Below are 25,968 nucleotides of genomic sequence, written 5' to 3'. Positions count from 1 at the left end.
CTTTTTCTATGCCACCTGCGGAACTTTTGCACCGTATTAGCTCTCGTAAAGGCGGGTGTTTTAGAGTGTTGGGGTGTCTTTTACTTTGCCGCTGAGCCAGCTGACTCCCCAGGAACTTGAGAACCTGCACACCGAGATTAACGGGTGGTACTTGGAGCACCGTCGAGATTTGCCCTGGCGTACCGGGAGCAATACTCCCTGGGAGGTAATGGTCAGCGAATTTATGCTGCAGCAGACTCCGGTTAAGCGGGTCTTGCCGGTCTGGGAGACCTGGTTAGAGCGCTGGCCCTCCCCCGCTGATCTGGCGGCTGAAGATTCGGGCGAGGCTGTGCGGGCCTGGGGACGCCTGGGCTACCCCCGCAGGGCACTTCGCCTACACGCTGCGGCGCAGGCTATTGTTCAGCAGCACGCTGGCCAGGTTCCGAGTAGCTACGAGGAGCTTTTGGCCCTACCCGGCGTGGGCTCATATACCGCGGCAGCTATATCTGTGTTTGCGTTTGGTGCAAGGGCCACGGTGATTGATACCAATATCCGTCGGGTTCATGCCCGCCTTATCTCGGGAAAAGCACTGCCTGCTAAGGCGCTTACAGCTGCCGAAACCCGCTTAGCCGACGAGCTCATGCCCACTGACCTGGCGGCGTCCTGCCTGTGGAATGTCTCGGTCATGGAGCTGGGAGCACTCATCTGCACCGCTAAAGCCCCGAGCTGCGAGCGCTGCCCGGTGGTGGATTCCTGTGCCTGGGTTGCGGCAGGACGCCCCGAGGCCGACTATGTGCCTAAGGGCCAGGCTTGGGCGGGTACCGACCGCCAGTTGCGGGGTGCCATGATGGGCGTGCTGCGCGCTGCCCAGGAGCCGGTGCCGACCCAGCTGCTGACCAGTGTGGGGCAGGCAGATATTGTTGTTCCCGAGGGACTTGTTCCTGCTGTTGCGAAGCTGCGGGCGCTCACTCCCCAGCCAGAGCAGGTTGAGCGCTGCTTCTCGGGGCTCCTGGCAGACGGCCTCGCTCGGCAGGTTGAGGGCGGTAGGGTCAGCCTCTAACCGAAGTTTACGGCCGTTGCACTGCCCCAGAAAATCGCTGCGAAGGGAATAACCACTCCGGCAATGAAGGAGAAGAGGAAGTAGCCTCGTTTGAAGACCCCGTGCTGGCGGGGGTAGCGCACCCCGTTAGCGTATGTGCCTGCGATGAGCAGAATAAGGGACAAAAGTTGGGCAGAGGGAGCAAGGAGCACAAAGACCAGCACCGGGTACCAAGGCTGGGCGAAGAAACCCGGTCGGTAGTTAAGGTAGACCTGACGGCCGGTGGTGTCGTAGTGGGTGTCTGTTCTCTTTAACATGTCAGCCTCACTTCTTTTCACGGCCCTCCTCGCTTTCTCACTGGGGCTAGGGCCGCCCGTCCGTTACGCTCACCCCGGTCGCCAAGGTAAGCACCAGGTGCACCACGGGTAGGAGGGCCACAAGCACCACCGAAAGATAGAAGTAGACCGGGTAAAAGACCTCATAGACCCTGGGGTAGCGAACTCCGTGGGCATAAACACCAGCGGCTAGCACCACCCACAGGGCTAGGGGCTGATTCACGAGCAAAAGCAGGAACAGGGCCAGCGGATAAACCCAAGTCGCAAAGAGGCCAGGTGCTGTCTGCAGAAAGACCAGGCGGCCATCCTCAGCCAGAACCGTACCGGGTACCTGCTCAAGGTCTAGTTGGGGACGCATGAGAGCTCTCCTTCCGCTGTACCCTCAGCGTCGAGTGTAAAGGCCACGCACCGTTCGAAACCGTAGCTCGGCAGACCGCTACTGTTATTCACCATGCGGCTAATAACCGTGCGGTATGACTCGAGGGAATCCAACTCATAGGCCAGTGAATAATCGGGGTTAGCAGGCGGGTCTGAGCGCATGTTAGGGCCCTCGTAGTCAACCGTGGTGGCGTCCTGCTGGTAGACGATGCCGCCGTCCTTGGCACACCAGATAACGGAGAATTTATGGGCCAGAAGCTCCTTGCCCAAAATATTTGTTTCGGCCACGCGGGTGAAGGCCTGCCAGCACTGGGCATCGGAATAGCCGGGGACCGCTGCCTTGCGGGTAACAGTGATATGTTCGATAGGCTCACTGCTGGATGAGCGCCCTAAAGTTGAAGTTCCCGCCAGGAAAAACGAGGCCACAACGGCTAGCAAGAGGCTCAAGCCGAGTGCGGCGCCGGCAACGATGCCGGGTCGCTTTTTCTGACGGTATGTTCCCTGTAAATCCTGACGGTTCATGGTTCACACCTTTCAGAAGTTGTGAACTAGATTACCTTAAAAGCCGGGTGGATTCTAGACCTGTAGAAGGAAAACCTCCAGCTCCTCCCCCTAGATTTCCAGAATCATCCGGGTATTTCCCAGGGTATTGGGCTTCACTCGAGCAAGGTCAAGAAACTCAGCCACACCCTCATCGTGCGACCGCAGCAGCTCCATAAAGGTCTCAGAGTCAATCTGATCCTGGTTCTCCATCACTCTAAACCCCTGCCGCTTGAAGAAATCCACCTCAAAGGTCAGGCAAAAAACACTGGCAACGCCCAGCCGCCGGGCCCGCTCCACCAGAGCGGCCACCAGGGCGTGCCCCACTCCCCGACCGCGCGCCGCAGGAGCTGCCGCCAGCGTCCTAATTTCAGCAATATTCTGCCACATCACGTGCAGGGCCCCGCAGCCGAGGACCTGCCCGGTGGCGTCCTCAACAATAAGGAACTCCTGGATAGCCTCATAGTAGGCCACGGCTTCTTTATCGAGTAGGATTCCTTCAAGGGCCAGGGGGCGCACCAAGGCTTGGATAGCGGGCACATCGTGCACGGTGGCGGGGCGGACGGTCACATCTGTCATTCCTCAAGGCTACTGCCCGGCCTGCTGAGGGCCAAAGCTGTGTGAGACGAGGTCCTTAAACAATAAATCAGCCCCCGTCCGCTAAGCGGCGCGAGAGCTGATTTACATCATTACACACACATACACACAAGAGTCTTCTTGTCCTAAAGCAGCCCCACACACCGGGGCTTTGAGTCTTCAGGGGCTCTGTCGAACCGTATGACTCAAGTATGGCAAGCCAGCCTTGAGCGCAAGCCTTAAAGAGCTGGGCGCAAGCTGAAAGGTTGGTCAAGCTTTGGTTACATCTTTGACCGCCCATCACAAAAGCATCACAGAACCAGCCAGCGCACCACAAAACTACCCGGTGCAGCACAAAGCCGCCTGCGGCGTCCTTGGTATCAGGACGCTACAGGCGGCTTGCGCTTGCAGAAGCGGCTTAGCGCTCGTCGGCCTCGCGGGCCTCTTCAGCCTCGAAACGCTGCTCGGCAGTCTCGTTAGCTACCTCAGCTTCGGGGATTGCGGGGAGTTCCTTCTCGTTCTCGCCAAAGGCCTTGTCGAAGGCCTCGGCGTCCAGCTCACCCAGGGGAGCTGATGAGAAGGTGAACTTGGCCAGGTCGCCCTCGCCCTCAACGTCCACGGTGATTTTCTCGCCGGACTTGATCTCACCGAAGAGGATCTTCTCAGAGAGCGGGTCTTCCAGGTTGCGCTGCATCTCGCGGCGCAGCGGGCGGGCACCCATGGAGGGGTCGTAGCCCTTAGCTGCCATAAGAGCCTTAGCCTTATCGGTCAGCTCAATTGACATATCCTGCTCGGCCAGGCGCTTAGCCAGGCGGGCCACGAAGAGGTCAACAATCTGCAGAATCTCAGACTCGGAGAGCTGGGGGAAGACGATGATGTCGTCCACGCGGTTGAGGAACTCGGGGCGGAAGTGCTCCTTGAGGGACTCCATAACCCGGCCCTGCATACGCTCGTAGGAGCCCTGGTCGTCGCCGACCTGCTGGAAGCCTACGGGCACACGTCGGGCCATTTCGCGGGAGCCCAGGTTGGTGGTCATGATGATCACGGTGTTCTTAAAGTCCACCACGCGACCCTGGGAGTCGGTCAGACGGCCGTCTTCCAGAATCTGTAGCAGGGAGTTGAAGAGGTCGGCGTGGGCCTTCTCAACTTCGTCAAAGAGCACAACGGAGAAGGGCTTGCGGCGGACCTTCTCGGTCAGCTGGCCACCCTCTTCGTAGCCGACGTAGCCGGGAGGGGCACCGAAGAGGCGAGACACAGTGTGCTTCTCCTGATACTCCGACATATCCAAGGTGATGAGAGCGTCCTCATCACCAAAGAGGAACTCAGCCAGAGCCTTAGCCAGCTCGGTCTTACCGACGCCGGTGGGGCCGGCGAAGATGAAGGAGCCACCGGGGCGCTTGGGGTCCTTGAGGCCCGCACGGGTGCGGCGAATTGAACGGGAAAGAGCCTTGATAGCGTTCTCCTGGCCAATGACGCGCTTGTGTAGCTCCTCTTCCATCTTGAGCAGACGGCCGGACTCTTCCTCGGTAATCTTGTAGACCGGAACACCGGTGGAGAAGGCAAGGACGTCGGCGATAACCTCGGGGGTTACCTCACCGAAGGCGTCGCCGGCGTTGCGCCACTGCTGCTCAGCCTCTTCCTTCTCAGCAGCCAGCTTCTGCTCCTTATCGCGCAGGTCAGCTGCCTTCTCGAACTCGTTAGCAGCAATGGCCTCTTCCTTCTCGCCCTTGAGCTTGGCGATGCGCTCTTCGAGCACCTTGATTTCAGGCGGAGCGGTCATGCGCTTGATACGCAGGCGGGCACCGGCCTCGTCAATCAGGTCAACAGCCTTATCGGGCAGGAAGCGGTCAGAGATGTAGCGGTGGGCCAGGTTAACGGCGGTTTCCAGAGCCTCATCTGAGATGGTCACGCGGTGGTGGGCTTCGTACTTATCACGCAGGCCCTTGAGAATCTCAACAGCCAGCTCGGGGCTGGGCTCATCGACCTGGATAGGCTGGAAACGGCGCTCTAGGGCGGGATCCTTCTCGATGTGCTTGCGGTACTCATCGAGGGTAGTTGCACCGATGGTCTGCAGCTCGCCACGGGCCAACATGGGCTTCAGGATTGAGGCAGCATCGATAGCGCCCTCAGCGGCACCTGCACCGACCAGGGTATGAATCTCATCGATGAAGAGGATGATATCGCCGCGGTTGCGGATTTCCTTCAGCACCTTCTTCATACGCTCTTCGAAGTCACCACGGTAGCGGGAACCGGCCACCATGGAACCCAGATCCAGGGTGTAAAGGTGCTTGTCCTTCAAAGTTTCAGGCACATCACCGTGAACAATAGCCTGGGCCAGGCCCTCAGCTACAGCGGTCTTACCAACACCGGGTTCACCGATCAGCACGGGGTTGTTCTTGGTACGGCGAGAGAGCACCTGCATGACGCGCTCCATCTCCTTATGGCGACCAATCACGGGGTCAAGCTTGCCCTCGCGCGCCGCAGCCGTGAGGTTGCGTCCGAACTGGTCAAGAATGGCAGACCCAGCCGGGGTGCCCTCGCGAGAGTTACCCGCACCCACACCGGCGGTCTCCTTGCCGCCCTCACCATTGTTGTTACCGGGGTAGCCAGAAATCAGATCCATCACGGACTGGCGGACCTTAGCGGGCTCAGCGCCCAGCTTGGTCAGAATCTGGTTGCCCACACCCTCGTTAGCGCGCACCATACCCAGCAGAATGTGCTCGGTACCGATGTAGCCGTGGTTCAGCTGAATGGCCTCGCGCATGGAGAGCTCAAGCACCTTCTTGGCGCGCGGGGTAAAAGGAATATGGCCACTGGAAGCCTGGGGGCCGGAACCGATGATGTCCTGCACCTGGTCGCGCACAGCAGTGAGATTTATACCGAGCGACTCAAGAGCACGAGCCGCAATACCTTCACCCTCGTGAATCAGACCGAGCAGAATGTGTTCGGTGCCGATGTAGTTGTGGTTCAGCATGCGTGCTTCTTCTTGGGCAAGCACGATGACGCGGCGGGCGCGGTCGGTAAACCGTTCAAACATTGAACACTCCTTGGAAACTTACTATTACCCAAAAGATTACGCGCGTTTCTGCGCCCGCGGGGCCCTGTTCGCCACGGAATGAATGGTGTTCGCAGGGAGGGAAAGGTCCCGCGTCTCATGCCGCCAAGAGGGCTGGCATTGAGTCAGCTGCGCAACTTCAAGGTTGTCCACCTTTTTGTGTAGATGCCCCTCTATATTTACTCGGTCAGATGCGCCTGGAGTTTATCCAGTATTTTCCATGTCTGTGCTTTATAGGCCGCTTATAAATAATGAGGCGGAACCCGCTGACCGGGTTCCGCCTCAGAGAGACAAGAAGAAGATTATTTACTTGCTTTCTTTGCCCATAGCCTTGTAGTAGGCGTCCTGAATGTTCTGGTGGATACGACCGCGGCTTGAAACCTCGTAGCCATTTTCCTGAGCCCACTTACGAATTTCGGCGATTTCAGGGTTGCGCTTAGTAGTGGTGCGTGAACCTGCGGGGCGGCCGGGGGTGCGCTGGGCGCCCTGCACGCGGCGGGCCTTAGCAGCAAAAGGACGGATAGCGTCGCGCAGACGGGCAGCGTTGGCGCTCGAAAGATCAATTTCGAACTGGCCACCGTCGAGACCGAAGCGTACGGTCTCTTCTGCGGGGCCGCCGTCGAGGTCGTCTTCAAGAATAATCTTGACCTTCTGAGCCATTATTTTCTCCTTGGATGAATCTGTTGAGGGAATATGAACTCAATCGCGTTTTGGGTAGGGAAACACATACAAGAGGGTATTCCACCTCTACCCTTTTCTGTGGGGCACGCAATCGAGTTAGTCACCCTTGATGACTAAAATAAATAGTACATATTCTTTTCTCAAAAAGGAAATAAAGTCACGCTTCAGAGAACAAAAAGACTTTTATTTAGTTTCTGATGTTCCAAAAGGATCCCGTGTTCCGTCCGCGTTTTTTACAGAGCGGTACCAGGCTTCAGCGTCCTTTTCGATATCCCGGCGGGCGGCACGCTCAGTGCGGTCAGCGCGGTTCATCCAGCGCAAAATAAAATAAAGCACCAGGCCCGCGCCAATTGAGGGAACCAGGCCAATCAGGAATTCCATCTCTTCTCTACCTTCCTCGGGTTTATGCTCCCTCCAATCTACCCTAGGCGGCGGTGTAGAGAGGCTGGCAAACAAAAGCCCGCCCGGCAGACTGCCGGGCGGGCTAGAGGGGCGTAAGGACGCTTTACTCGGCTTCGGGCTTCATGAGCGGGAAGAGGATGGTTTCGCGGATACCTACGCCGGTGAAGAGCATAATCAGGCGGTCAATACCCAGGCCCAGGCCGCCCATGGGAGGCGCACCGTATTCAAGGGCTCGCAGGAAGTCGTCGTCGAGCTGCATGGCTTCATCATCGCCACCGGCAGCCAGCTTGGACTGCTCAGTGAGGCGCTCACGCTGAATCACGGGGTCAATGAGCTCAGAGAAGGCAGTACCTCGCTCCATACCGCCGATGATGAGGTCCCAGGCCTCGATGAGGTTGGCCTCGGAGCGGTGCTGTCGGGCCAGCGGCTGGGCTGAGGGCGGGTAGTCGTAGACGAAGGTGGGGTTAATCAGGGTGGGCTCCACGATTTCGCCAAAGAGCTCAACGACTAGCTTCTCGGCGTCCCACTTGGGGTCAACGGGAACCTCGTGCTTCTCAGCGATAGCGCGCAGCTCTTCTGCGGTGGTGGCGGGGGTGACCTCAACGCCTACAGCTTCAGAGAGACCGGGGTAGACACCCAGCCACTTCCACTCGCCGGTGAGGTCGATGGTACCTGCTTCGGTTTCAATCTGGTGTACGCCTACGGCGTCAGCGCAGGCCATGATAATTTCCTGCATACGCTTGGCCATAACGAACTGGTCAGCATAGGCTTCGTAGCATTCTAGGGTAGTGAATTCGGGGCTGTGGGTGGAGTCCACGCCCTCGTTGCGGAAGACGCGGCCGATTTCGTAGACGCGCTCCAGACCGCCTACCTCGGCACGCTTGAGGAAGAGCTCGGTAGCGATGCGCAGGGTCATGGGCTGGTCGAAAGCGTTCAGGTGGGTTTCGAAGGGGCGGGCTGCTGCGCCACCGTGGATGAGCTGCAGGATGGGGGTCTCCAGCTCAATATAGCCGTGGTCGTTCAAGACGTTACGCACGGTCTGGGTAATCTTGGCGCGCTTGATCACCAGGTCGCGGGCTTCATCGCGCACCATCAAATCGAGGTAGCGCTGACGCACGCGGGTCTCTTCGTTAAGGTCAGAGTGCAGGTTGGGCATGGGGCGCAGGGCCTTGGATGCCATCTGCCATTCTTCGGCCATGATGGAGAGCTCGCCGCGGCGGGAAGAAATAACCTCGCCCTTGACGAAGATGTGGTCGCCCAGGTCAACTAGTGCCTTCCAGTCTGCCAGGGATTCTTCGCCTACGCTGGCCAGGGAAATCATGGCCTGGATGCGGGTGCCGTTGCCCTGCTGCAGGGAGGCGAAGCAGAGCTTGCCGGTGTTGCGGACGAAAACCACGCGTCCGGCGACACCCACGATATCACCGGTGGTCTGGTCAGCTTCGAGCGTACCGTCGTACTTTTCGCGAATTTCGGTGATGGTGTGGGTGACGGGGACGCCCACGGGGTAGGCTTCGCGCCCGGATTCAAGCAGCTTGGCGCGCTTTTCGAGGCGGATCTGCATCTGCTCTGAGACGCCGTGGTCGAAGCCGGTGGTTTCTGCGGGGGTGTTGCCCTGTTCAGTCAATGATGTACCTGTTCTTAGGTTGGGTGTAGAGGTCTTAGTTAATTTCCATGTTATCGATGAGGCGAGTGGAGCCAACGTAGGCTGCCACGAGCGCTAGCACACGTGCTTGTTCATTCTGGGGGGCCTCAAAGGTGTCGGTATCGACCACTTCTAGGTAGTCCAGGCGCACGCCGTCGGTGCTATCGATCGTGGCGCGGGCCTGGGCGATATCCTCAGCGGTGAAGCTACTGGTGATGTACTTTTCGCGCAGGGTTGCCAGGGTGCGGGAAAGCACCAGGGCCGCTTCGCGTTCTTCAGCGCTCAGGTACTGGTTGCGCGATGAGAGGGCAAGGCCGTCGTCCGCACGTACCACGGGCACAGGCTTGATGGTTACCTCGTGGTTGAAGTCCTTGACCATGCGCTGAATGAGGGCCAGCTGCTGGGCGTCCTTCTGCCCGAAGTAAGCGTTGAGGGTTCCCTCCCCTACCAAGGGCTTCAGAATATTGAAGAACTTATTGACCACGGTCAGCACGCCGTCGAAGTGGCCGGGGCGGGTCTTGCCCTCAAAGAGGGTGCCCAGCTTGCCTGAAACAACGGTGATTTTGGGGTCGCCACCGGGGTACATTTCTTCAACGGTGGGGGCGAAGATGACGTCGACGCCCGCTTCGGTCGCCAGGGCGGCGTCCGCTTCAAGAGTGCGGGGGTAGCGGTCGTAGTCTTCGTTGGGCCCGAATTGGAGGGGGTTCACGAAGATAGAGAGCACCACAACATCGTTCTGTTCGCGGGCACGGCGAATCAGGGTAGCGTGCCCGTCGTGCAGGGCGCCCATGGTGGCTACATAGCCTACGGTGAGGGGTTTCTCTGCGGCGGGGGTTTCACCGGTGTCTCGGCGGCGGCTGGCGGTGGTGAGGGCCAGGAGCATTTCGTTGCCAAGATCGGTGATGGTGTGTGCGATAGAGGCTTGACTCGTCACGGTGGTGAGGGGTCCTTTCGTGTTTTGCGCCCTCCCAGTTTACCCGGCGAGCGCTTGAAGCACAGCATGGTAGCTCTCATCGGTGAGGGCTCCGCGGCTGTGGGCGCGTTCGGCGGTGGCGCGAGCGAGGGCCAGGTAGGCGGCCTTGATGTCGTCTGCGTTTTCTTCGAGGGCGTAGCTGGCCAGGGTTTGGGCGTGGGCGGCTACCGTGTGGGCGTCCCCACGGGCGACGGGGCCGGTGAGGGCGCTATCGCCGTTGGCGAGGGCGTTGTCGAGGGAGGCTCTCAGCAGGGGTTCGATGTAGCGAGCCGGGTTCTCGATTCCGATGGAGGCCAGAATTTGGAGGGCCTGGCCGGTGATGGTGACCAGGTGGTTGGAACCGTGGGCGAGGGCTGCGTGGTAGAGGGGGCGGTCGCCTTCGGCGATGAGGACGGGTTCCCCGCCCATTTCGACGACCAGGGCCTGGGCGATGGGGGTGAAGGGGGCTGGGCCGGTGATGCCGAAGCTGGTGTTGGCGAGGCGGGGCAGGTCGAGGGAGAGGCCGGTGAAGGTCATGGCCGGGTGAATGGCTAGGCCGATGGCGCCCTGGGCGGTAGCCGGGGCTAGAACGCCGACGCCGTGGCGTCCTGAGGTATGGATGAGGATTTGCCCGGGTCGCCAGCCGTCGGTTTCGGCGATGCCTTTGACCAGGTCGGGTAGGGCGTCGTCTGGTACGGCAAGGAGCACTACTTCGCTGGTGGTAATAATCTCGGGAATGGTGGAGACGGGGACGCCGGGGAGCAGGGCTTCAGCTCGGGTGCGGGAGGCTTCTGAGACGGCATGGACGCCGGTGATTAGGTGCCCGGCGGCACGGAGGGCTGCGCCGAGCACGGCCCCTACCTTCCCTGCTGAAATCACGCCGATACCCAGGCGGGCGGGCTTAAGGTGGTTAGTGCTCTGCATGGGGCCCTTTCTGTCTGCGTCCTGCCTGCTTAGTTTACCGGGGCACCGTGCTGCTCACTCCCTAAGACCCTACCCCTTCTCTCTTTACCCTAGAGTTTGTCTCAGGGTGAAGAGAAAAAGAATAGGGTAAAGCAGATGCTATCCCCATCTGAGCCAGGCGGACGGTCAGGGCACGGGCGACCTCAGCGTCCGCATTATGCACGGAGGTAGCCAGGGTTCCCCCTGCAACCCGCAAGGACAGATGGGCCAGCCCTGCCTTCTTCTGCAGGGGCCCCTGGGCCAGCTCAAAACTCTGCACCTTACGGTGCGGCACAAAGGTTAGACGGCGCACCCAGCGACCCGAGCGGACCAAGAGAAGCAGAGGGGTCACCGCAAAACCGTTGCGGCGGTAAGTGAACGGGTCAAACCAGCGGGCGGACGCCGAGGAGACCGTAAAGCCCTGATCGGTGCCGCTTCCTGCCAGGCCGGCTAAAAGCTGGTCAGGTGACACGCCGCCGTCCTGCTGGGCAGGGAGCACCAGGGGCAGCACCCGCATCACGTCGTCGAGCGTACCCACCGGCAACAGCTCACCGGCGAATTCACCCTGGTCGCTGCCCTTACCCAGCAGGGTGACCTTGATTCGGTACCAGCCAACCATGCGCCACAGCAGGGGTTGCTCCACCGAAATGCGCTGGATACGCCCCTCGGGCAGGGTCTGGGTGGTGGTGTCGGTAAAACCGAAACGGGTTTTCAGGCTGTCCGGGCTGGTGGACAGCGAAAAATTGAAACCGGTGTTAAAGCGCTTCCAGGTGCTCGAAACGATAGCCAGGATAACCGCCACGTTCGAAGCGAAAATAGCCCCCAGGGACATCCCTGCCCAAAACATCAGCCCACCCATGCCCAAGAGGAACAGCAGGCCCACGACCCAGCCCAGGCTCAGCACCATCGACCCCAGCAACCGCGCAACCGGCACTTTGACGATAAGCTGCTCACCGGCGTCCTTAACCCCCAGAAAGTTCTCGGTGAGGTGGGCGCCCAGGCGGTCTGCCATGTCGTGGTGGGCGGGCTGGTCGGCAGGAGCGGACGCCGGCGCCGGGGACTCTGCCGCATCGGCTTTGAGGGTGCGCACCTGAGCGAGTAGCTGCTCGCGCAGGGAGCGGGCGTCGGCGTACTTGAGGAACTGCACCCGCAGGGCAGAAGAATCACCGTCTGCTACGTCGAACTTGAGCTCTGCCAAACCCAGCAGCCGGGCCATAAGCGGACGGTTCACATCGATGGACTGCACGCGATCCAGCCGAGCCTTGCGCTCAGTTTTGAAGAGCATGCCGCTCTTGATATAGACGTTGCGGGCATCCACAGCAAAGCGGTAAAAGAACCAGGTTGAGAGAAAAGGCAGCAACAGAAGCAGGAAGAAGACCCCCAACACGCCCAGGAACCAGAAACCCCCGAAGATGCTCGTCCAGGAGAGAAAGACGGTATCTGGTGGGCCGCTCTGCCCAAGTTTGCGCAGGTCAAGGGGCTCTTCGCCGGTGAAGAGGTCGTCGACCAGGTTGTTAGCGATGGTGTAGACGAACACGACGATAATCAGCCAGGCCCGCACCAGGGGTGAGAGCGGGTGGGCACGCCGCCAGGTGAGGGTAGCTTCTTCACGGGCGGTGATGTCGGTGGAAACCGACAGAGATTCTGAGGTGGGTACCTGTTCGCTCATTTAGAGGCCTGCCATTCTGGCGTCCGACAGGTCGGTGAGAACCTCGCGCAGCTGATCAGCCTCGCTCTTGGCCAGGCCCGGAATGGTGATGCTGTTGGCCGCGGTTTTTACCTCGACGCTGGCCAGTGAGAGCGCATTTTCGAGCGGACCAGAAGACACATCGACGTACTGGATACGCCCGTAGGGTACGGCGGTGACTGAACGGAAGAGCAGGCCGGAGCGCTTAAGCAGGTGGTCAGCGCGTTCACTGTAGCCGATAGCCTGCACCCGGCGCTTGACCAGTATCAGTGCCCACAGCCGCCAGATGAGCACCAGGGCAGGTAGGCCCCAGTAGGCCCAGGGCGCCCAGTTCCAGCTCTCCACCACAAGCGTCATGATAAGCGGCAAGGACGCCAGGCCCAGCAGAATGAGAGACCAGATGAGAGAGGTAATGAGCTTAACCCGAACGTACTTGGGCGAAACCCGCTTCCAGCTGACCTCGGGCAAATCTATAGTCTGCCTGCCCAGGCCATCCAGGTCGAGCGGGGGCAGGGTAGGTGTAAATTGCGGCTCGTTCATGGTGCTCTCTCGTTACGTATAAGGCTTATTCATAAAGGTAGGCAGGCTCACAGCGAAGCTGCTGGCTCGATAGAGCCAGCGGGAGGGTCGGCAGCGAGCGTGAGCCTGGCATACCTTATAAAAACCCTCTATACGCTTCAAATGTGGTCTACACCATTATGTCACGGAGGTGAGAAAGCTACACCGAACGTTACCTTAGGGCGAAGCATCCAGCTTATTACGGGCCAGGGGGCCGGTCTGTGGGCTGACCTCACCAACCCCACCACCGGCATCATTATCTCCCGGAGGCACCTTGCACCAGTTCTCGGCGACGATACCGGTAACCAGCATCACCAGGCCGCCAGCGAGGGCAAGCAGGCTCTCGATGAGGGGTTGGGCGGTGGCACGGGCGGACGCCAGCCCCACCTGGTAAACCACAATCGCGACCTGCCAGCCGCCGACCAGGACGCCGGTGAGGGCTAGGGCCTGGGCGAAGACAGCAACCCGGGCGGCCATGAGAGGGTTCATGGAACCGGCGTTCTTACGGGTCTCGACCCGGCTATAGCGGTGAACCTGCCGGGCAAAATAGAGGGCCAGACCTGCCAGGATGAGGGCAGCAACCAGGGTGAGGGCGGGCAGAGACAGTTCGGGGCCGCCTGACTGAACGCTCAGGAGGTTGAGGACCGCCCCGCTTGCAACGCCTACACCCGCTAAGAGGGCAAGGGCCCGACTTCGCAGTTTCACGCGCAGACCACCGGTGCGGGGTGGAACTCGCGGATGCCCCCGGCGTCCGCTGCCTTGTCTGCCAGCTGGCGTACCGATGAGCCGAGGAGCAGGGCTGAGGGGTCCATGCGGGCCCAGGGCTCCAGCACAAAGGCGCGTTCAGCGGCGCGCGGGTGGGGCAGGGTGAGGTCTGGGTCGTCCATCTCAAGTGAGGCAATATCGATGATGTCGATATCGAGGGTGCGCGGACCCCAGCGGACGTCGCGGGTGCGGTGGTGCTTCTGCTCAATCTGCTGGGTGTATTCCAACAGCAGGAAGGGGCGCAGGCTGGTCTCAATCTCGACCACCATGTTGGCGTAGTCTGGCTGGCCAGCCGGGCCGCCCACTGGTGCCGTGATAGCGATAGGGGAAATCTTGGTTACCGCGATTTTCTCGTGGGAGCAGATATCACCAATCGCCTTGATGAGGGTGTCTTCGCTATCACCCAGGTTAGAGCCCAGGGCAAGGATCGCTTTAACCGGCATGCTTCTCCCTAAAAATCGTCACCGACACATCAGCGAAGGTCACCTCGATAGGGGCCTTGGGCTTGTGCACGGTTAGTTCAACCGCGAGCAGGGGGAACTTCTCAAGCACAGCGGACGCGATACGCTCGGCCAGGGTTTCGATAAGGTCGAGGGATTCACCGGTCACGATTTCGCGGATGACCTCTGCTACTTCGGCGTAGTTGACGGTGTGCGCGACGTTGTCGGTGGCGGTAGCCTGGGTGAAGTCCGTGAACATGGTGATATCGACGAAGAAGGGCTGCCCGGTCTGCTTCTCAGAGTCGAGTACGCCGTGGTAGCCCACGCTACCCACGCCAGTGAGCGTAATGCGGTCGGTACGGGAGTAATCTCGTTGGTCCGACGATGAGCTGTGATCGTGCATGGTCACCTTTCACCGAGTCTGGTTCACCGGTGGTAGTTCAGGATTGAAGCGCCGGTGCTTTGTAGCCATTATCCACGCCCCGGGGGCACTGCCCGGTGACCGCTGTGTGTGCCCTTAGACATACCTAAAGACAGCTTCACCCGGGCATTTGTTGGAAAAAGCGGTAGTTAAGCGGGCCTAAAGTACGACCTCTAAAGCGCTTAAAGTCACAAAGACATTTTCATTTATGACGCTTCTGTGTCGCACCCGACTACCGCCCAGCTACCCCTAGCGGGCGGACGCCTGCCGCCAGGCTGCGCGCACGGCCAGGGCGTCAGCGGTTGCCTGCACATTATGCACGCGCACAGCCCAGGCCCCTGCCTCAGCAGCCATGACTGAAAGAGCCGCGCTGGCGACGTCCCGTTCGGTTGCCACTCGCTCAGCAACCTGCTCTGCGGGCAGGCCGGAGGCTGCGGCGTCCTGCTCCTGCAGAAGCCTGGCAATAAAGCGCTTACGGGAACCGGCCACCAGCACCCGGTGCCCCTCGGTGGCCAGGGCCTGCAGGCCCGCCAGAATCTGCCAGTTCTGCTCCCCCTGTTTAGCGAAGCCGGGGCCGGGGTCCAGAATAATCTGCTCAGGAGCCACTCCCCCGGTGATGAGCTGCTCGCGCAGGGTGAAAAGCTCCTTGAAGACTTCAGCGGCGACATCGGTGTAGACAGCTTGGGAGTCCATGGTGAGGGAGGTGCCGCGCGAGTGCATGAGGATATAGGGTACGCTCAGCTCAGCAACGGTCTCAATCATGTCTTCGCGCAGGCTCATCCCGGCAACATCGTTGATGATGTGGGCCCCAGCGGCGACGGCGGCGCGGGCGGTTTCGGGGTTGAGGGTATCAACCGACATGACGATATTCTCGGCGGCTAAAGCTTCGATAACGGGCAGGACGCGGCGCTGCTCCTCAGCCAGCGGCACCCGGGTGGCGCCGGGGCGGGTGGATTCCCCTCCCACATCGATAATGTCTGCCCCCTGGGCAACCAGGGCCTTGGCGTGCGCAACTGCCGTGGCGGCGTCCGCGTGCAGACCACCGTCGGAGAAGGAGTCGGGGGTGACGTTGAGAATACCCATAATCAGGGTGCGGTCGGTGGGCAGGTTGTCGTAGGAGCCGTGCGCGTGGGGAAGAGTCATGCACCCAGGCTAACACCCGGATTCCTACCCGCCTGAGCCAAGGGGACCGCAAAACCTAAAAAGGACCGCATATTATGCGGTCCTTTTACTCCCCTACGAAAAACTTATTCAGCGTCAAAGACCATAACTATACCATCACCACGATTTCGAATCTGATACCCCGGTATAACCACAGAACGCGGTGAACCTGTCACCGAAGCTTCATCTAGAGTCTCAAGATCTGCTTGGGTTGCCCCAAGATTGATTAAGAAGCAGGCAACGTCTTCAGCAAGAATATCGTAATCCGGATTTTCCTCTGTTGCATAAAAAATTTCAGCCACAGAATTATCGCTAGTGCCCGGCATATACAGCCCCTTCTTGTCTGCAATACCACACGTAAGTGCAGCTTCACTCGCAGTCATGGTAGAGGGCTGTTGGGTAGCTTGTTGCGCTTCGGCCAACGCGATTTCCCCAGCTTTGTACTCATCGCTGCTAATGATAAGCGCCGCACCGATAAATAACCCTAGTAAAAATGATAGAAATCCTACCGAGACAGGAACAATCCATTTACGCTTAGGCTTTCGATGAACCATGGATCTTGTGACAGTATTATTTTGGAAATCCGTACCTTCGACAGATTGGCCTACTGACTGATGAGGAAATTCTTGAGGTGTATGCATAGGACACTATGCTAGTACATGCTTTTAGACACAATTTCAGAACCACTTCATCGCTCATCATCTAAGACCCCTTAGCTTGAATCTAGGCTCTCTCGCTCCTTACATCTCCCAGCGAATCCAATACGCTTCTAATCTGCTCTCAGATTATGGGGACCGCAAAACCTAAAAAGGACCGCATAATATGCGGTCCTTTTTTGAAAATCAGGTCCCTTTGAGGGACGTCAAGAGGCGTTGATCAGGCTCATGGCCTCGGCACGGGTGGCGGGGTCGCGCAGGGCCCCGCGGACGGCACTCGTCACCGTCTTCGCCCCGGGCTTACGCACACCGCGCATGGACATGCACATATGCTCAGCCTGAATCACCACAATTGCACCGGTAGGCTGCAGGTGCTCTTCAAGAGCCTCAATCACCTGGGTGGTCAGACGCTCCTGCACCTGGGGGCGCTTAGCGTAGACATCGACCAGGCGGGCTAGCTTCGATAGGCCGGTAACCTTGCCGTCGCCACCAGGAATGTAGCCAATGTGGGCGTGCCCGAAGAAGGGCACCAGGTGGTGCTCGCAGGTGGAGTAGAAGGGAATGTCCTTCACCAGCACTAGCTCGGAGTGGTCAATGTCGAAGGTGGTGCCCAGAATGTCACCGGCGCTCTGGTGCAGACCGGCAAACATTTCGTCATAGGCGCGGGCTACACGGGCCGGGGTATCGAGCAGACCGTCACGGGTGGGATCTTCACCGATAGCCAGCAGAATCTCACGGATGGCTGCCTCGATACGGGGCTGGTCAACTGCCATTAACGGGGCCCTCCCAGGGGATCAAGGTCGGGGTTACCTGCAGGGCCTGCGGCACCGGGGTGGGGGTTACCGGGGTCCATGGGGTCAACGGTGGGCTGCTGGACGATGGGTTCCTCGGCAACCGGGGTCTCGTCGGCCGCTGCCTTAGCTACCTTGACCGGGGGCAGTGCTGAGGGTTCGCGGTTGGACTTGGAGTACCAGTGGTCGCGTTCGGGGCGCTTGCGCACGCCCGCAAAGATTTCTGCCAGGTCATTCTCGAGCAGGGTTTCCTTCTCAAGCAGGGCCAGGGAAAGGGCGTCAAGTACGTCGCGGTTATCGCGCAGGATCTCGTAGGCCTCATCGTGGGCCTGCTCTAGCAGGGCTGCGACTTCCTGGTCAACCAGGTATGCCATCTCGTCGGAGAAGTTGTTGCCGCCGCCAGCGCCACCGCCCAGGAAGGGGTCAGATTCCTTGGCAGCCAGGCGCACTGAACCGACCTTGGCGCTCATGCCGTACTCGGTGACCATCTTGCGGGCGGTTTCGGTCGCCTTCTGAATATCGTTGGACGCACCGGTGGAGGGGTCGTGGAAGATCAGCTCTTCGGCGGCGCGGCCACCCATAGCGTAGGCCATCTGGTCGAGCAGTTCGTGGCGGGTGGTGGAGTACTTGTCGTCCTGGGGCATGACCATGGTGTAGCCCAAGGCGCGTCCGCGCGGCAGAATCGTAATCTTGGTGACGGGCGCTGAGTTACGCAGGGCAGCCGCGACCAGGGCGTGGCCGCCTTCGTGGTAGGCGGTGACGGTGCGTTCGTGCTCGCTCATGATGCGGGAAGAGCGCTGGGGGCCTGCCATGACGCGGTCAATAGCTTCGTCGATAGCGCGTTCGTCAATCACATTGCCGCCGTCGCGGGCGGTCAGCAGGGCTGCCTCGTTCATGACGTTGGCGAGGTCAGCACCGGTAAAGCCGGGGGTGCGTTTGGCAACGGAGGCTAGGTCGACACGGCGGTCGATGGGCTTGCCGGTTGCGTGGACTTCGAGGATGCGCTGGCGGCCCTTGAGGTCGGGGGCGTCCACACCCACCTGGCGGTCGAAGCGGCCCGGACGCAGCAGGGCGGGGTCGAGCACGTCGGGGCGGTTAGTTGCCGCGATGACGATGATGTTGGAGGTGCCGTCGAAGCCGTCCATCTCAACCAGCAGCTGGTTGAGGGTCTGCTCGCGTTCGTCGTTCCCGCCGCCCATGCCGACGCCACGCTGGCGGCCCACGGCGTCGATTTCATCAACGAAGATGATGGCTGCCTTATTGGACTTTGCCTCCTTGAAGAGGTCGCGCACGCGGGAGGCACCCACGCCCACGAACATCTCCACAAAGTCGGAGCCGGAGATGGAGTAGAAGGGGACACCGGCTTCACCGGCTACAGCCTTAGCGAGCAGGGTCTTACCGGTACCGGGAGGGCCGTAGAGCAGGACGCCCTTGGGGATCTTGGCGCCCAGGCGGGTGAACTTTTCGGGCTCGGCAAGGAACTCGCGGACTTCTTCCAGCTCAGCCAGCGCCTCGTCCACACCGGCAACATCGGCAAAGCGCACGGTGGGGTTGTCTTTGTTGAACTTCTTAGCCTTGGACTTGGAAAAGTTCATGATCTGGGAACTGCCGCCACCCATGCGGGACATCAGGAACCAGAAGAGCAGAACAATAATGACGAAGGGCAGAATAAGACCCAGCAGGGAGGTGAACCAGTTGGTCTGCACCGGCTGATCGGTGTAGGACTCAAGGTTGGCGTTGTCCATGGCTGCAACGACGTCGGTAGCGCGGGGCTGAACGTAGTAGAAGCTCACGTTCTTGCCCTGGTTTTCACCGGCGGGGTTGACGTAGTCTTCCTTGAGCTCCAGGTCGACGCGCTGGTCTCCGTCGAAGATTTTAGCGCTGACGACCTTCTCGTCGTTGAGCAGGCCGATACCGACGTTGGTGTCAACGCGGGTTGAGGCTGCTAGGGAGTTTGCGAAGATCATGGGCACGGCAATGAGAACTGCCAGCAGTACCCAGAACCAGGGCCCTGAGATGAGCTTGCTGAAGAACCCCTTTTTCTTGGGGTCGGGGGTATTATCCGTATTCTGCACAGCCGCGCCTTCCACAAAAATAACGGGGCGGGGCGCCGTGTGCGCCCCGCACAAAGGTAGCCCCAGCACCCGGCAGTGGGTGCAGGTGGGCCTAGACCTATCTAATGTACCTAAAGTTGCTGAGTGCTTGCTTGATACCTCAAGGTTTTCACCTCAGGGCTAAAGGGCCAGCAAAGCAAGCCCTGGTGGATTCCCCGTAGCCGACTGGCTGGGTCTGGCATGAATTGCGACGAGCCTCCAGGCGAGGAGCAAGAAGGTTAGTCGGAGGAGGGGAGTCTGCCAGGGCTCTCTGACAGGTGCTCGCTGTTTAGGAGTAGACGTGCGGGGCCAGGGTGACGATGCAGTCCAGGTTGCGGTAGCGCTCGGCGAAGTCCAGGCCGTAGCCAACCACGAATTCGGGTTCGATGTCCCAGCCAACGTACTTGACCTCAACGTCGGTCTTAACGCTCTTGGGCTTGCGCAGCAGGGTGCAGATTTCGACCGAGTTAGCGCCGCGGGAAACCAGGTTCTGCTGGAGCCACTTGAGGGTCAGGCCGGAGTCGATGATGTCTTCGACGATGAGCACGTCGCGGCCGGTCAGGTCGGTGTCAAGGTCCTTGAGGATGCGGACGACGCCAGATGACTTGGTGCCTGAACCGTAGGATGAGACGGCCATCCAGTCCATGGTGTAGTGGGCCTTGAGGGCACGGGAGAGGTCGGCTACGACCATGATGGCGCCCTTGAGTACGCCGACCAGCAGTACGTCGCGGCCTTCGTAGTCCTTGTCGATTTGGGCGGCAAGTTCTTTAATCTTGGCGTCGATTTCTTCTTTGGTGAAGAGAACGTGCTTGATGTCGTTCTGTACGTCGAGTGCGTCCACGGTTGATCGCTTTCTGCTGGTTCAAAGGGTGTGCGCCCTGCCCTGTTGGGTAGGGCAAAGCGCGTGTTCACCTTTAAGTATGGTTTATAGGGCGGTCTTGAGTAAAACGATGAGGCCTGTTTTCTTGAGGTTATAGCTCTGACCTGCCCGGGTGATAGTTGCACCGGGGCGACGGCGGTAGGCAGAAATATGGCCGGGTAGCTGGAGGGGGCCGGCAATCGAGTGGTCGCCCACAAAGGCGTCGAGAGCTGCAAGACGCTCAAAGCCCGGGGCGATGCCACCGGCTTGTTCAAGAGCTAGGGCGAGGACGCGGGTGCGCAGGGCCGGGTGCAGGGCGGCAAGTACGGCGCGGTTAAGCACAACCATGTCCCTGCTGGGCTCCACCCCGAGCAGACCTTCAATATCGGCGCCTGCGGGGGCGAGGGCGTCCGCGTCCACTAGCACTTCGCCCAGGGCCTGCTGGGCAGCGGACGCCAGGTAGTCGGCGTCCGCCCCGGCGATGGTTGCGGTGCGGGCCAGGGAGATGGCGACGCCGCCGCCCAGGTGTTCTTCGAGGTAGGGCAGGACGCTGTGGCGCACGCGGGCGCGCATGAGCGACTGGTCGGTGTTGGTGGGGTCCTGCCAGGGGGTGAGGCTCGCGTCAGCGCAGATCTCTTCGATATCTGCCCGGCGCAAGGCGAGCAGGGGGCGGATGACCCGTACCGGGCCGGCGGGGTGGTCTTCGGTGCGGTCCACGGGCATACCCGCCAGGGAGCGGGTACCGGAGCCGCGTGCCAGGCCCAGCAGTACGGTTTCGGCCTGGTCGTCGAGGGTATGGCCCAGGGCAACGGCGTCAGCCCCGGTAGCGGCCAGCGCCTGGGCGAAAGCACCGTATCGGGCGGTGCGGGCCGCCATTTCGGGCCCCTCCTTGCCCTCTTCAACGGTCACGGTTTCTACCAGCACCGGGCTAAGGCCCAGCTCCCGCAGAATCTGGGCGGTGCGCTCGGCAACCTGGGCGGAGCCGTCCTGAAGCTGGTGGTCAACCACAACCGCTCCCACGCGCACGTCCTGACGCCGGTTAAAGTGGGCCAACAGAACCGCTAAGGCCAAGGAGTCGGGGCCACCCGATACGGCAGCCAGCACCAGGGGAACCTGCTGGGCCTCAGATCCTGTGCCCGGGCGTCCTGACGATCCGGTAGGAGCAACTGTACCTGCCCCAAATACCTGCTCCAGTACACCGGCAACCTCGCGGCGGGCAGCCCCCACTAGGGGATTCAGACGGGTTTTACGTTGCTGCACTAATTCTTCTCTTCCTCTAGGTCTGCGCCCAGTACCCGCTCAATCCAGAGGCTGGGAGCATGAATTTCGGCCACCGTGGGTAGGTTCTCGGGGGCCTGCCAGACACGGTTGAACAGCTCCATGCCCACCTCGTCGATCACAGCCTGCACAAACTTTTGGCCGTTCTTGTACTGGGCCATCTTGGCGTCCATGCCCAGCAGCTTGCTCATAAAGCGGGGGAAGAAGCCTTGGGTCTGGCTGCGGCGTTCAAACCGGCGGCGGATGGTTTTAACGGAAGGGACGATCGAGGAATCAACGGCATCCATGACCACGTTGGCGTGGCCCTCGAGCAGGCTCATGACGCCGGTGATACGGTCCAGCAGGTCCTTGCCCTCATCGCTGAGCAGCAGGGCAGCACCAGCGGGGCGGGTAGCCTCTATGCTCTCCCCCGGAGCCTCCTGCTTCTTCATACCCCGCACCGCCCCGGTAGCGGCAGCGGCAATACGCTCAGGCAGGTTATCAGTGGTCTCCCCAAGTTCGCGGCCCAGGCGATGCATGAGATCCAGCAAGTAATCGCGCAGCCAGGGGGCAGCGGCAAACTGCACCCGGTGGGTCTGCTCGTGCAGGGCAACCCACAGGCGGAAATCAGCCGGGTCAAGGTTCAGCTCTTCTTCCAGCTTCATCAGATTAGGGGCCACAATCATCAGGCGGCCCCCGGCGGCACCGTGGCCAGCCAGGGCCGCATAGGGGTCGTACTGGCCCAGGACGCGGGTAGACAGGAAAGCCAGCACACCCCCGATTTCTGCCGCCCCGCCAATCTCGGTCACAGCATACTCGGCATCAGAGAGTTTAGCTAAGCGCTGGCCCAGCACCTCTTGGGCGATGGGGCCCAGCATGACCTCAAACGACTGGGTGTTAGCCTTCACCCAGGTAGCCCTATCAACGATCAGCAGCTCAGAGTCGTGCAGATTCTCAGCCGCAGCCAGCTGCGTAATAGCGTGCACATGGTCAACAGCAGCGGTTGCCGCATAGCGCATCTCTTCAACAGCCCGCCGCTTAGCCGCGGCCTCAGCGCGCGGGCCAGCCGGAGCCAGCACACCGGCAATCTTATGGGCTAAAGAGAAATTCAGAGGCAAAGAAGATGAGCTCATGCCACCCCACTCTACCGGCTCCGCACCGTCCCGGCCTACCCAAGCCGCCCACCGGCGTCCGCACCTTTAAGGGGGCGGAGGCTGGGCCCCGTGCAGGGCCCAGCCTCCTATCCCAGTGGGGGCACTAGTTAGCTTTCGCTACCCCACCAAGTCTTTAGTTATCGTCTGCTTCAGCTTCAGCAGCGGACTTGTAGTGCGACTTCTCAAAACGAACCTGGGCCTCAGCTACCAGCTTCTCAGCGAAAACGCGGTCTTCCCAGCCCTCGCCCTTAACCCACTTGCCGGGTTCCAGATCCTTGTAGCGCTCGAAGAAGTGCTTGATTTCTTCCTTGAGCTGGTCAGCGACATCGCCGATTTCCTGGATGTGGTTGTAGCGCTTATCTGCGGGAACACACAGAACCTTGTCGTCGCCGCCAGCTTCGTCAGTCATACGGAAAACACCGATGGGGCGGGCTTCAACCAGCACGCCGGGAACAACGTCAACATCGAGAATAACCATGGCGTCGAGGGGATCGCCGTCTTCGCCCAGGGTATCTTCAAAGTAGCCGTAGGCGGTGGGGTACTGCATGGAGGTGAACAGTACGCGGTCCAGACGTAGGCGGCCGGTTTCGTGGTCAATTTCGTACTTGACGCGTGAGCCGCGGTTAATTTCAATCGTGACGTCGAGTTCCAAGGGGAACCTCCTGGTTGAGTGGTGTGTTTGACCCGCGCTGCGCGCGAGTGGTTCGGCATATTAGTCTAACCGAGAACCGGCAAGGTGAAGCCTTTTTACAGGGCAGGCGCGCCAGTGTCACCCGTATTACATGCCTCTGCTTCCAAGGTTAGACATATACCCTATATAGAAGGACCCCTTCGCCCAAGAGCTAACCTGTGGAGGTTTCATGGCCACTTCTCACCGACGCCCCCTGACCGCCTGGGTGGTTACTGCCCTGCTCGCAGCTGGGTGCGCAGCAGCAGGAGCCTGGGCTGTACCGGCCTGGCAGGAAGCCCAGGACCTTCGTGAAGCCTCGGTAGCCCCTGATATCACTACCTCGCCGGTTGCGGTGACAAAAGCAGGCGCGGGCGACGCTCTCGATTCAGCTGCCCTGAGCACAGAGCTCGATAGCGTCCTTGACGGTCTAAGCCAGGGGGTTTTCTCAGCCCAGGTTCTTGATGCAGAAACCGGCCAGAGCCTCTACTCCCGTGAGGCCCAGGCGAGCCGAACCCCGGCGTCCAACATGAAGCTACTCGTGGACTACGCCCTGCTGACCACTGCGCCCCAAGCCCGCTTCACCACGTCCGTTGACCTCAACGACGACTCAACCCTCACCCTGGTAGCTGGCGGCGACACCCTGCTGGTTCCCGGGCATTCCGACCCCACCGCAGTGATGGGTCATGCCGGCATTGAGACACTGGCTGAACGCACCATCGAGGGCCTTAAAGATCATGGCATCAGCGGCAAAGCCCTCACCCTCAACCTGGACACCACCATCTTTTCCGGTAGCTCCCTCAACCCAGAATGGGCCCAGGAAGATATCGACTCCGGCTTCATCAGCGCGGTAACCCCCCTCGCCTTCTACTCCCACTACTCCCCCACCAGCGACGGAACCGCCTCAAGCAGCAGCCGTCCTACCAATGCCCCGGCAGAAGTGCAGCAGGTACTGGTAGAGGCTCTCAACAGATTAGGGGCGGACGCCGGGCTCACCTTCACCGCAGGCGAGCAGCTCACAGCCCCCAGCAGCGGACGCGAGATTGCGGCCGTACAGTCAGCCACCGCCGCAGAGCAGTCGGCTCTCATGATGCAGGAATCAGACAACTCCCTGGCTGAAACCCTAGGCCGAAACCTTTCTGCTCTCACCGGCAGCGACGGCTCTAGCCAAGGGGCAATTACCGCCGTACGCGAGGCTCTCTCCACCGCCGGCCTACCCACCAACTACACCCAGGTTGACCTCAGCGGACTTTCCATGAACAACAAGATCAGCAACGAACTGCTCACCAGCATTGCCCTGCGCGCAGTCAACGGAAGCACTAGCGAACGCCTCACCCTGCAGGGCCTGCCGGTAGCCGGCTACAGCGGCACCCTGGGGCTCGCTAACCGCTTCAACGACGCGGACGAGTTCGGTGGTCGCGGGGTCGTCCGCGCTAAAACCGGCACCCTCAACTCCGTGCTCTCACTCACCGGCTACACCGTCACAGAATCAGGTCGAGTATTGGTTTTCTCGGTTATCATGAACGACCTTGAAGACACCGATGCCGCCAAAAACACCGTTGATCGGTTCGCAGCAACCCTCAGTAACCAGTAGCTTTAGGCGGATACAAGAAGGGTGGCCCCACAGATATGGGGCCACCCTTCGTATGTAGGTCTAAAAGCGGGGACTAGCTCACCCAGACGCCGCGGGCTTCAGTCCAGTTGATGGTGGTGCCGCTGGAGAAGGTCACTCGGACCACGCCATCGAGCCAGCGCATCTCATCGGTGACGGGGAAGCCGATAGCTGCGGGGCCGCCCAGGGCGTACCAGTGGCCAGAGATAGCTCCGGTTTCAATAATGGCGCGGGCACCGGTAGAGGGGGTCCAGTAGACCGAAGTGATAGAGCCGTTCTTGATGAAATCTTGGCGCATGCTACCCAAAAATTCGTATTCAGAGTTCATGGGGTAGCCCCAGTTACGCTCAAAGTCGCTGCCTGCGTAACGGCCACCGATAGCACCTCCCCAGAACACATCATGCGCCCCCGTAGAGGCTGTCCAGTAAATCGTCCGGCCCTTAGCAAAATTCTGGATAATACCCCCGTCAACAGATGGGAAAGGGTTACCGGTAGGCAGGCCAAAGAAATCTACGCCGCCCCTAGCGTTGTAGTGGTCGGCCAACTTGTCGCTCAGTGCATAGGCGCTTACTTCAGAAGAGCCGTTGGAGAGGGTGTTGATGCTGGTGATGGTAGAGACGTAATCGTTGGGGCCCTTGCCTGCTTCGTAGCGGTAGATACCAACGTTACCCAGGACACGCCAGGGCAGGGAGGTGCCGTGACCGTAGCAGAAGCCGATGCCGATGACGTTGGCCTGGGGGGCCAGGATGGCAGCACGGTGGGGGGCTGAGCTCTTCCAGAAGTTGAGGAGCTGGTTGAGGTCGTCGTTGTAGGAAAGAGCAATGACTTCGCGTACGAAGCTGTAGCCCTGCACCTTGGAGTTGTAGAGGAATTCGGTGCCGTGGGAGTATGCCCCGGCCTTGAACTGGCGGATAGCTTCGCCCTCCATCACAGAGGCTACGGTGGCTGAGTGCTTGACGGCACCCAGGCCGTTCTGGGCGCGGTAGGCGTTGATGAGGTTGAGCAGGGTCTGCTGGTCGGCAGCGCGCTGGGCGGCAGTGACGGTGCGAATGTCTGACGCTGCGGCAGTTGCAGCGGTGATTGCGCTGGTAGCTGCCAGGCCGGTGAGGGCAAGGACGGCCGCCTGGCGGCGAGTCGGCTGAACAGCTCGTGCGGTTTGACGCAGATTCTTCACGGGGGCTCCTCTGTGGTGTGGTAATTGAGCAAGGTAGGAGTGTTTTTGCTGATACACAACTTTATAGAATCGTGACCTATTTTTGACCATTTTGTGACACTTTTTTGGGATTTAATTCAGGCCTGAACACAGGCTGAGAATTATGAAGATTA

The 25,968-nt window shown here is 60.3% G+C and carries 26 protein-coding genes; 2 read left to right on the top strand and 24 right to left on the bottom strand.

The annotated features are described in order from the left end of the window. Positions 1-73 precede the first annotated feature (73 nt). Positions 74-1,039 carry an A/G-specific adenine glycosylase gene (locus tag VSX42_RS09775; protein ID WP_326504099.1) on the top strand — a complete coding sequence of 322 codons (966 nt, stop codon included), beginning with the start codon at positions 74-76 and terminating at the stop codon, positions 1,037-1,039. On the opposite strand, the gene VSX42_RS09770 is transcribed toward VSX42_RS09775, so the two are convergent. The 23 genes from VSX42_RS09770 to VSX42_RS09660 all read right to left on the bottom strand — a co-directional run bounded on the left by VSX42_RS09770 (position 1,036) and on the right by VSX42_RS09660 (position 23,015). Next, positions 1,036-1,335, bottom strand: coding sequence for a hypothetical protein (locus VSX42_RS09770; protein ID WP_326504098.1), 300 nt, complete (start codon positions 1,333-1,335; stop codon positions 1,036-1,038). The two genes, VSX42_RS09775 and VSX42_RS09770, sit on opposite strands and share 4 nt — an antisense overlap. Positions 1,336-1,381: 46 nt before the next feature. Beyond that, positions 1,382-1,711 carry a hypothetical protein gene (locus VSX42_RS09765; RefSeq protein ID WP_326504097.1) on the bottom strand — a complete coding sequence of 110 codons (330 nt, stop codon included), beginning with the start codon at positions 1,709-1,711 and terminating at the stop codon, positions 1,382-1,384. Next, positions 1,696-2,253: a hypothetical protein gene (locus VSX42_RS09760; protein WP_326504096.1), complete on the bottom strand. Its 558-nt coding sequence runs from the start codon at positions 2,251-2,253 to the stop codon at positions 1,696-1,698. Before VSX42_RS09760 ends, VSX42_RS09765 begins: the two co-directional genes overlap by 16 nt. A 90-nt stretch (positions 2,254-2,343) precedes the next feature. Then, positions 2,344-2,850: an amino-acid N-acetyltransferase gene (locus tag VSX42_RS09755; protein ID WP_326504095.1), complete on the bottom strand. Its 507-nt coding sequence runs from the start codon at positions 2,848-2,850 to the stop codon at positions 2,344-2,346. A 415-nt stretch (positions 2,851-3,265) separates the two neighbouring features. After that, entirely contained in the window at positions 3,266-5,884 is a 2,619-nt protein-coding gene (locus VSX42_RS09750; RefSeq protein WP_326504094.1) for an ATP-dependent Clp protease ATP-binding subunit, read from the bottom strand. Between the two features lie 324 nt (positions 5,885-6,208). After that, the gene (locus tag VSX42_RS09745; protein WP_237199726.1) at positions 6,209-6,562 is read right to left on the bottom strand and encodes a histone-like nucleoid-structuring protein Lsr2; all 354 of its coding nucleotides are present in this window, start codon (positions 6,560-6,562) and stop codon (positions 6,209-6,211) included. Positions 6,563-6,766: 204 nt separating this feature from the next. After that, the gene (locus tag VSX42_RS09740; RefSeq protein ID WP_326504093.1) at positions 6,767-6,964 is read right to left on the bottom strand and encodes a hypothetical protein; all 198 of its coding nucleotides are present in this window, start codon (positions 6,962-6,964) and stop codon (positions 6,767-6,769) included. A 124-nt stretch (positions 6,965-7,088) separates the two neighbouring features. After that, complete coding sequence (lysS, locus tag VSX42_RS09735) at positions 7,089-8,546, bottom strand: lysine--tRNA ligase (RefSeq protein ID WP_326504187.1); 1,458 nt, start codon at positions 8,544-8,546, stop codon at positions 7,089-7,091. Positions 8,547-8,643: 97 nt separating this feature from the next. Then, positions 8,644-9,510, bottom strand: coding sequence for a pantoate--beta-alanine ligase (gene panC / locus VSX42_RS09730; protein WP_418950796.1), 867 nt, complete (start codon positions 9,508-9,510; stop codon positions 8,644-8,646). A 90-nt stretch (positions 9,511-9,600) separates the two neighbouring features. Then, on the bottom strand, positions 9,601-10,503 hold the full coding sequence (locus VSX42_RS09725) for a Rossmann-like and DUF2520 domain-containing protein (RefSeq protein WP_326504091.1): 903 nt from the start codon (positions 10,501-10,503) through the stop codon (positions 9,601-9,603). A 61-nt stretch (positions 10,504-10,564) separates the two neighbouring features. Beyond that, the gene (locus VSX42_RS09720; protein ID WP_326504090.1) at positions 10,565-12,190 is read right to left on the bottom strand and encodes a PH domain-containing protein; all 1,626 of its coding nucleotides are present in this window, start codon (positions 12,188-12,190) and stop codon (positions 10,565-10,567) included. Continuing rightward, positions 12,191-12,748 (bottom strand): PH domain-containing protein, encoded by a 558-nt coding sequence (locus VSX42_RS09715; RefSeq protein WP_326504089.1) that lies wholly within the window; start codon positions 12,746-12,748, stop codon positions 12,191-12,193. A 195-nt stretch (positions 12,749-12,943) separates the two neighbouring features. Continuing rightward, positions 12,944-13,471: a DUF3180 domain-containing protein gene (locus VSX42_RS09710; protein ID WP_326504088.1), complete on the bottom strand. Its 528-nt coding sequence runs from the start codon at positions 13,469-13,471 to the stop codon at positions 12,944-12,946. Then, positions 13,468-13,974, bottom strand: coding sequence for a 2-amino-4-hydroxy-6-hydroxymethyldihydropteridine diphosphokinase (gene folK / locus VSX42_RS09705; RefSeq protein WP_326504087.1), 507 nt, complete (start codon positions 13,972-13,974; stop codon positions 13,468-13,470). The genes VSX42_RS09710 and folK overlap by 4 nt, the downstream gene beginning before the upstream one ends. Continuing rightward, positions 13,964-14,374 carry a dihydroneopterin aldolase gene (folB, locus tag VSX42_RS09700; protein ID WP_326504086.1) on the bottom strand — a complete coding sequence of 137 codons (411 nt, stop codon included), beginning with the start codon at positions 14,372-14,374 and terminating at the stop codon, positions 13,964-13,966. The genes folK and folB overlap by 11 nt, the downstream gene beginning before the upstream one ends. Positions 14,375-14,641: 267 nt before the next feature. Further along, positions 14,642-15,535, bottom strand: a complete 894-nt coding sequence (gene folP / locus VSX42_RS09695) for a dihydropteroate synthase (RefSeq protein WP_326504085.1) — start codon at positions 15,533-15,535, stop codon at positions 14,642-14,644. A gap of 104 nt (positions 15,536-15,639) precedes the next feature. Beyond that, entirely contained in the window at positions 15,640-16,194 is a 555-nt protein-coding gene (locus VSX42_RS09690) for a hypothetical protein (RefSeq protein WP_326504084.1), read from the bottom strand. 221 nt (positions 16,195-16,415) lie between these two features. Then, complete coding sequence (gene folE / locus VSX42_RS09685; RefSeq protein WP_326504083.1) at positions 16,416-16,982, bottom strand: GTP cyclohydrolase I FolE; 567 nt, start codon at positions 16,980-16,982, stop codon at positions 16,416-16,418. Next, positions 16,982-19,075: an ATP-dependent zinc metalloprotease FtsH gene (ftsH, locus tag VSX42_RS09680; protein ID WP_326504082.1), complete on the bottom strand. Its 2,094-nt coding sequence runs from the start codon at positions 19,073-19,075 to the stop codon at positions 16,982-16,984. Before ftsH ends, folE begins: the two co-directional genes overlap by 1 nt. Positions 19,076-19,382: 307 nt before the next feature. Beyond that, entirely contained in the window at positions 19,383-19,934 is a 552-nt protein-coding gene (hpt, locus tag VSX42_RS09675) for a hypoxanthine phosphoribosyltransferase (RefSeq protein WP_237187774.1), read from the bottom strand. Positions 19,935-20,018: 84 nt separating this feature from the next. Continuing rightward, on the bottom strand, positions 20,019-21,212 hold the full coding sequence (tilS, locus tag VSX42_RS09670; RefSeq protein WP_326504081.1) for a tRNA lysidine(34) synthetase TilS: 1,194 nt from the start codon (positions 21,210-21,212) through the stop codon (positions 20,019-20,021). Continuing rightward, complete coding sequence (locus VSX42_RS09665) at positions 21,212-22,342, bottom strand: zinc-dependent metalloprotease (RefSeq protein ID WP_326504080.1); 1,131 nt, start codon at positions 22,340-22,342, stop codon at positions 21,212-21,214. The genes tilS and VSX42_RS09665 overlap by 1 nt, the downstream gene beginning before the upstream one ends. Before the next feature lie 154 nt (positions 22,343-22,496). After that, positions 22,497-23,015 carry an inorganic diphosphatase gene (locus VSX42_RS09660; protein ID WP_326504079.1) on the bottom strand — a complete coding sequence of 173 codons (519 nt, stop codon included), beginning with the start codon at positions 23,013-23,015 and terminating at the stop codon, positions 22,497-22,499. A 208-nt stretch (positions 23,016-23,223) separates the two neighbouring features. Here VSX42_RS09660 and dacB point away from each other — a divergent pair, with 208 nt between their 5' ends. Next, entirely contained in the window at positions 23,224-24,624 is a 1,401-nt protein-coding gene (gene dacB / locus VSX42_RS09655; protein WP_326504078.1) for a D-alanyl-D-alanine carboxypeptidase/D-alanyl-D-alanine-endopeptidase, read from the top strand. A gap of 73 nt (positions 24,625-24,697) precedes the next feature. On the opposite strand, the gene VSX42_RS09650 is transcribed toward dacB, so the two are convergent. Further along, positions 24,698-25,816 (bottom strand): CAP domain-containing protein, encoded by a 1,119-nt coding sequence (locus tag VSX42_RS09650; RefSeq protein ID WP_326504077.1) that lies wholly within the window; start codon positions 25,814-25,816, stop codon positions 24,698-24,700. Between the last annotated feature and the right edge of the window lie 152 nt (positions 25,817-25,968).

This window comes from Rothia nasimurium (genome assembly GCF_035916755.1).
Taxonomy (GTDB): Bacteria; Actinomycetota; Actinomycetes; order Actinomycetales; family Micrococcaceae; genus Rothia.
The sequence above is the reverse complement of the archived record's forward strand: the minus strand, read 5'-3'. Positions and strand labels throughout refer to the sequence as shown.

What these genes read in the sequence shown, in the direction of transcription:
- VSX42_RS09770 (WP_326504098.1), bottom strand. Translation starts at nt 1,335, where the DNA reads ATGTTAAAGAGAACAGACACCCACTACGACACCACCGGCCGTCAGGTC.
- VSX42_RS09765 (WP_326504097.1), bottom strand. Translation starts at nt 1,711, where the DNA reads ATGCGTCCCCAACTAGACCTTGAGCAGGTACCCGGTACGGTTCTGGCT.
- VSX42_RS09760 (WP_326504096.1), bottom strand. Translation starts at nt 2,253, where the DNA reads ATGAACCGTCAGGATTTACAGGGAACATACCGTCAGAAAAAGCGACCC.
- VSX42_RS09755 (WP_326504095.1), bottom strand. Translation starts at nt 2,850, where the DNA reads ATGACAGATGTGACCGTCCGCCCCGCCACCGTGCACGATGTGCCCGCT.
- VSX42_RS09750 (WP_326504094.1), bottom strand. Translation starts at nt 5,884, where the DNA reads ATGTTTGAACGGTTTACCGACCGCGCCCGCCGCGTCATCGTGCTTGCC.
- VSX42_RS09745 (WP_237199726.1), bottom strand. Translation starts at nt 6,562, where the DNA reads ATGGCTCAGAAGGTCAAGATTATTCTTGAAGACGACCTCGACGGCGGC.
- VSX42_RS09740 (WP_326504093.1), bottom strand. Translation starts at nt 6,964, where the DNA reads ATGGAATTCCTGATTGGCCTGGTTCCCTCAATTGGCGCGGGCCTGGTG.
- lysS (WP_326504187.1), bottom strand. Translation starts at nt 8,546, where the DNA reads ATGCAGATCCGCCTCGAAAAGCGCGCCAAGCTGCTTGAATCCGGGCGC.
- panC (WP_418950796.1), bottom strand. Translation starts at nt 9,510, where the DNA reads ATGCTCCTGGCCCTCACCACCGCCAGCCGCCGCCGAGACACCGGTGAA.
- VSX42_RS09725 (WP_326504091.1), bottom strand. Translation starts at nt 10,503, where the DNA reads ATGCAGAGCACTAACCACCTTAAGCCCGCCCGCCTGGGTATCGGCGTG.
- VSX42_RS09720 (WP_326504090.1), bottom strand. Translation starts at nt 12,190, where the DNA reads ATGAGCGAACAGGTACCCACCTCAGAATCTCTGTCGGTTTCCACCGAC.
- VSX42_RS09715 (WP_326504089.1), bottom strand. Translation starts at nt 12,748, where the DNA reads ATGAACGAGCCGCAATTTACACCTACCCTGCCCCCGCTCGACCTGGAT.
- folK (WP_326504087.1), bottom strand. Translation starts at nt 13,974, where the DNA reads ATGCCGGTTAAAGCGATCCTTGCCCTGGGCTCTAACCTGGGTGATAGC.
- folB (WP_326504086.1), bottom strand. Translation starts at nt 14,374, where the DNA reads ATGCACGATCACAGCTCATCGTCGGACCAACGAGATTACTCCCGTACC.
- folP (WP_326504085.1), bottom strand. Translation starts at nt 15,535, where the DNA reads ATGACTCTTCCCCACGCGCACGGCTCCTACGACAACCTGCCCACCGAC.
- VSX42_RS09690 (WP_326504084.1), bottom strand. Translation starts at nt 16,194, where the DNA reads ATGCATACACCTCAAGAATTTCCTCATCAGTCAGTAGGCCAATCTGTC.
- folE (WP_326504083.1), bottom strand. Translation starts at nt 16,982, where the DNA reads ATGGCAGTTGACCAGCCCCGTATCGAGGCAGCCATCCGTGAGATTCTG.
- VSX42_RS09665 (WP_326504080.1), bottom strand. Translation starts at nt 22,342, where the DNA reads ATGAGCTCATCTTCTTTGCCTCTGAATTTCTCTTTAGCCCATAAGATT.
- dacB (WP_326504078.1), top strand. Translation starts at nt 23,224, where the DNA reads ATGGCCACTTCTCACCGACGCCCCCTGACCGCCTGGGTGGTTACTGCC.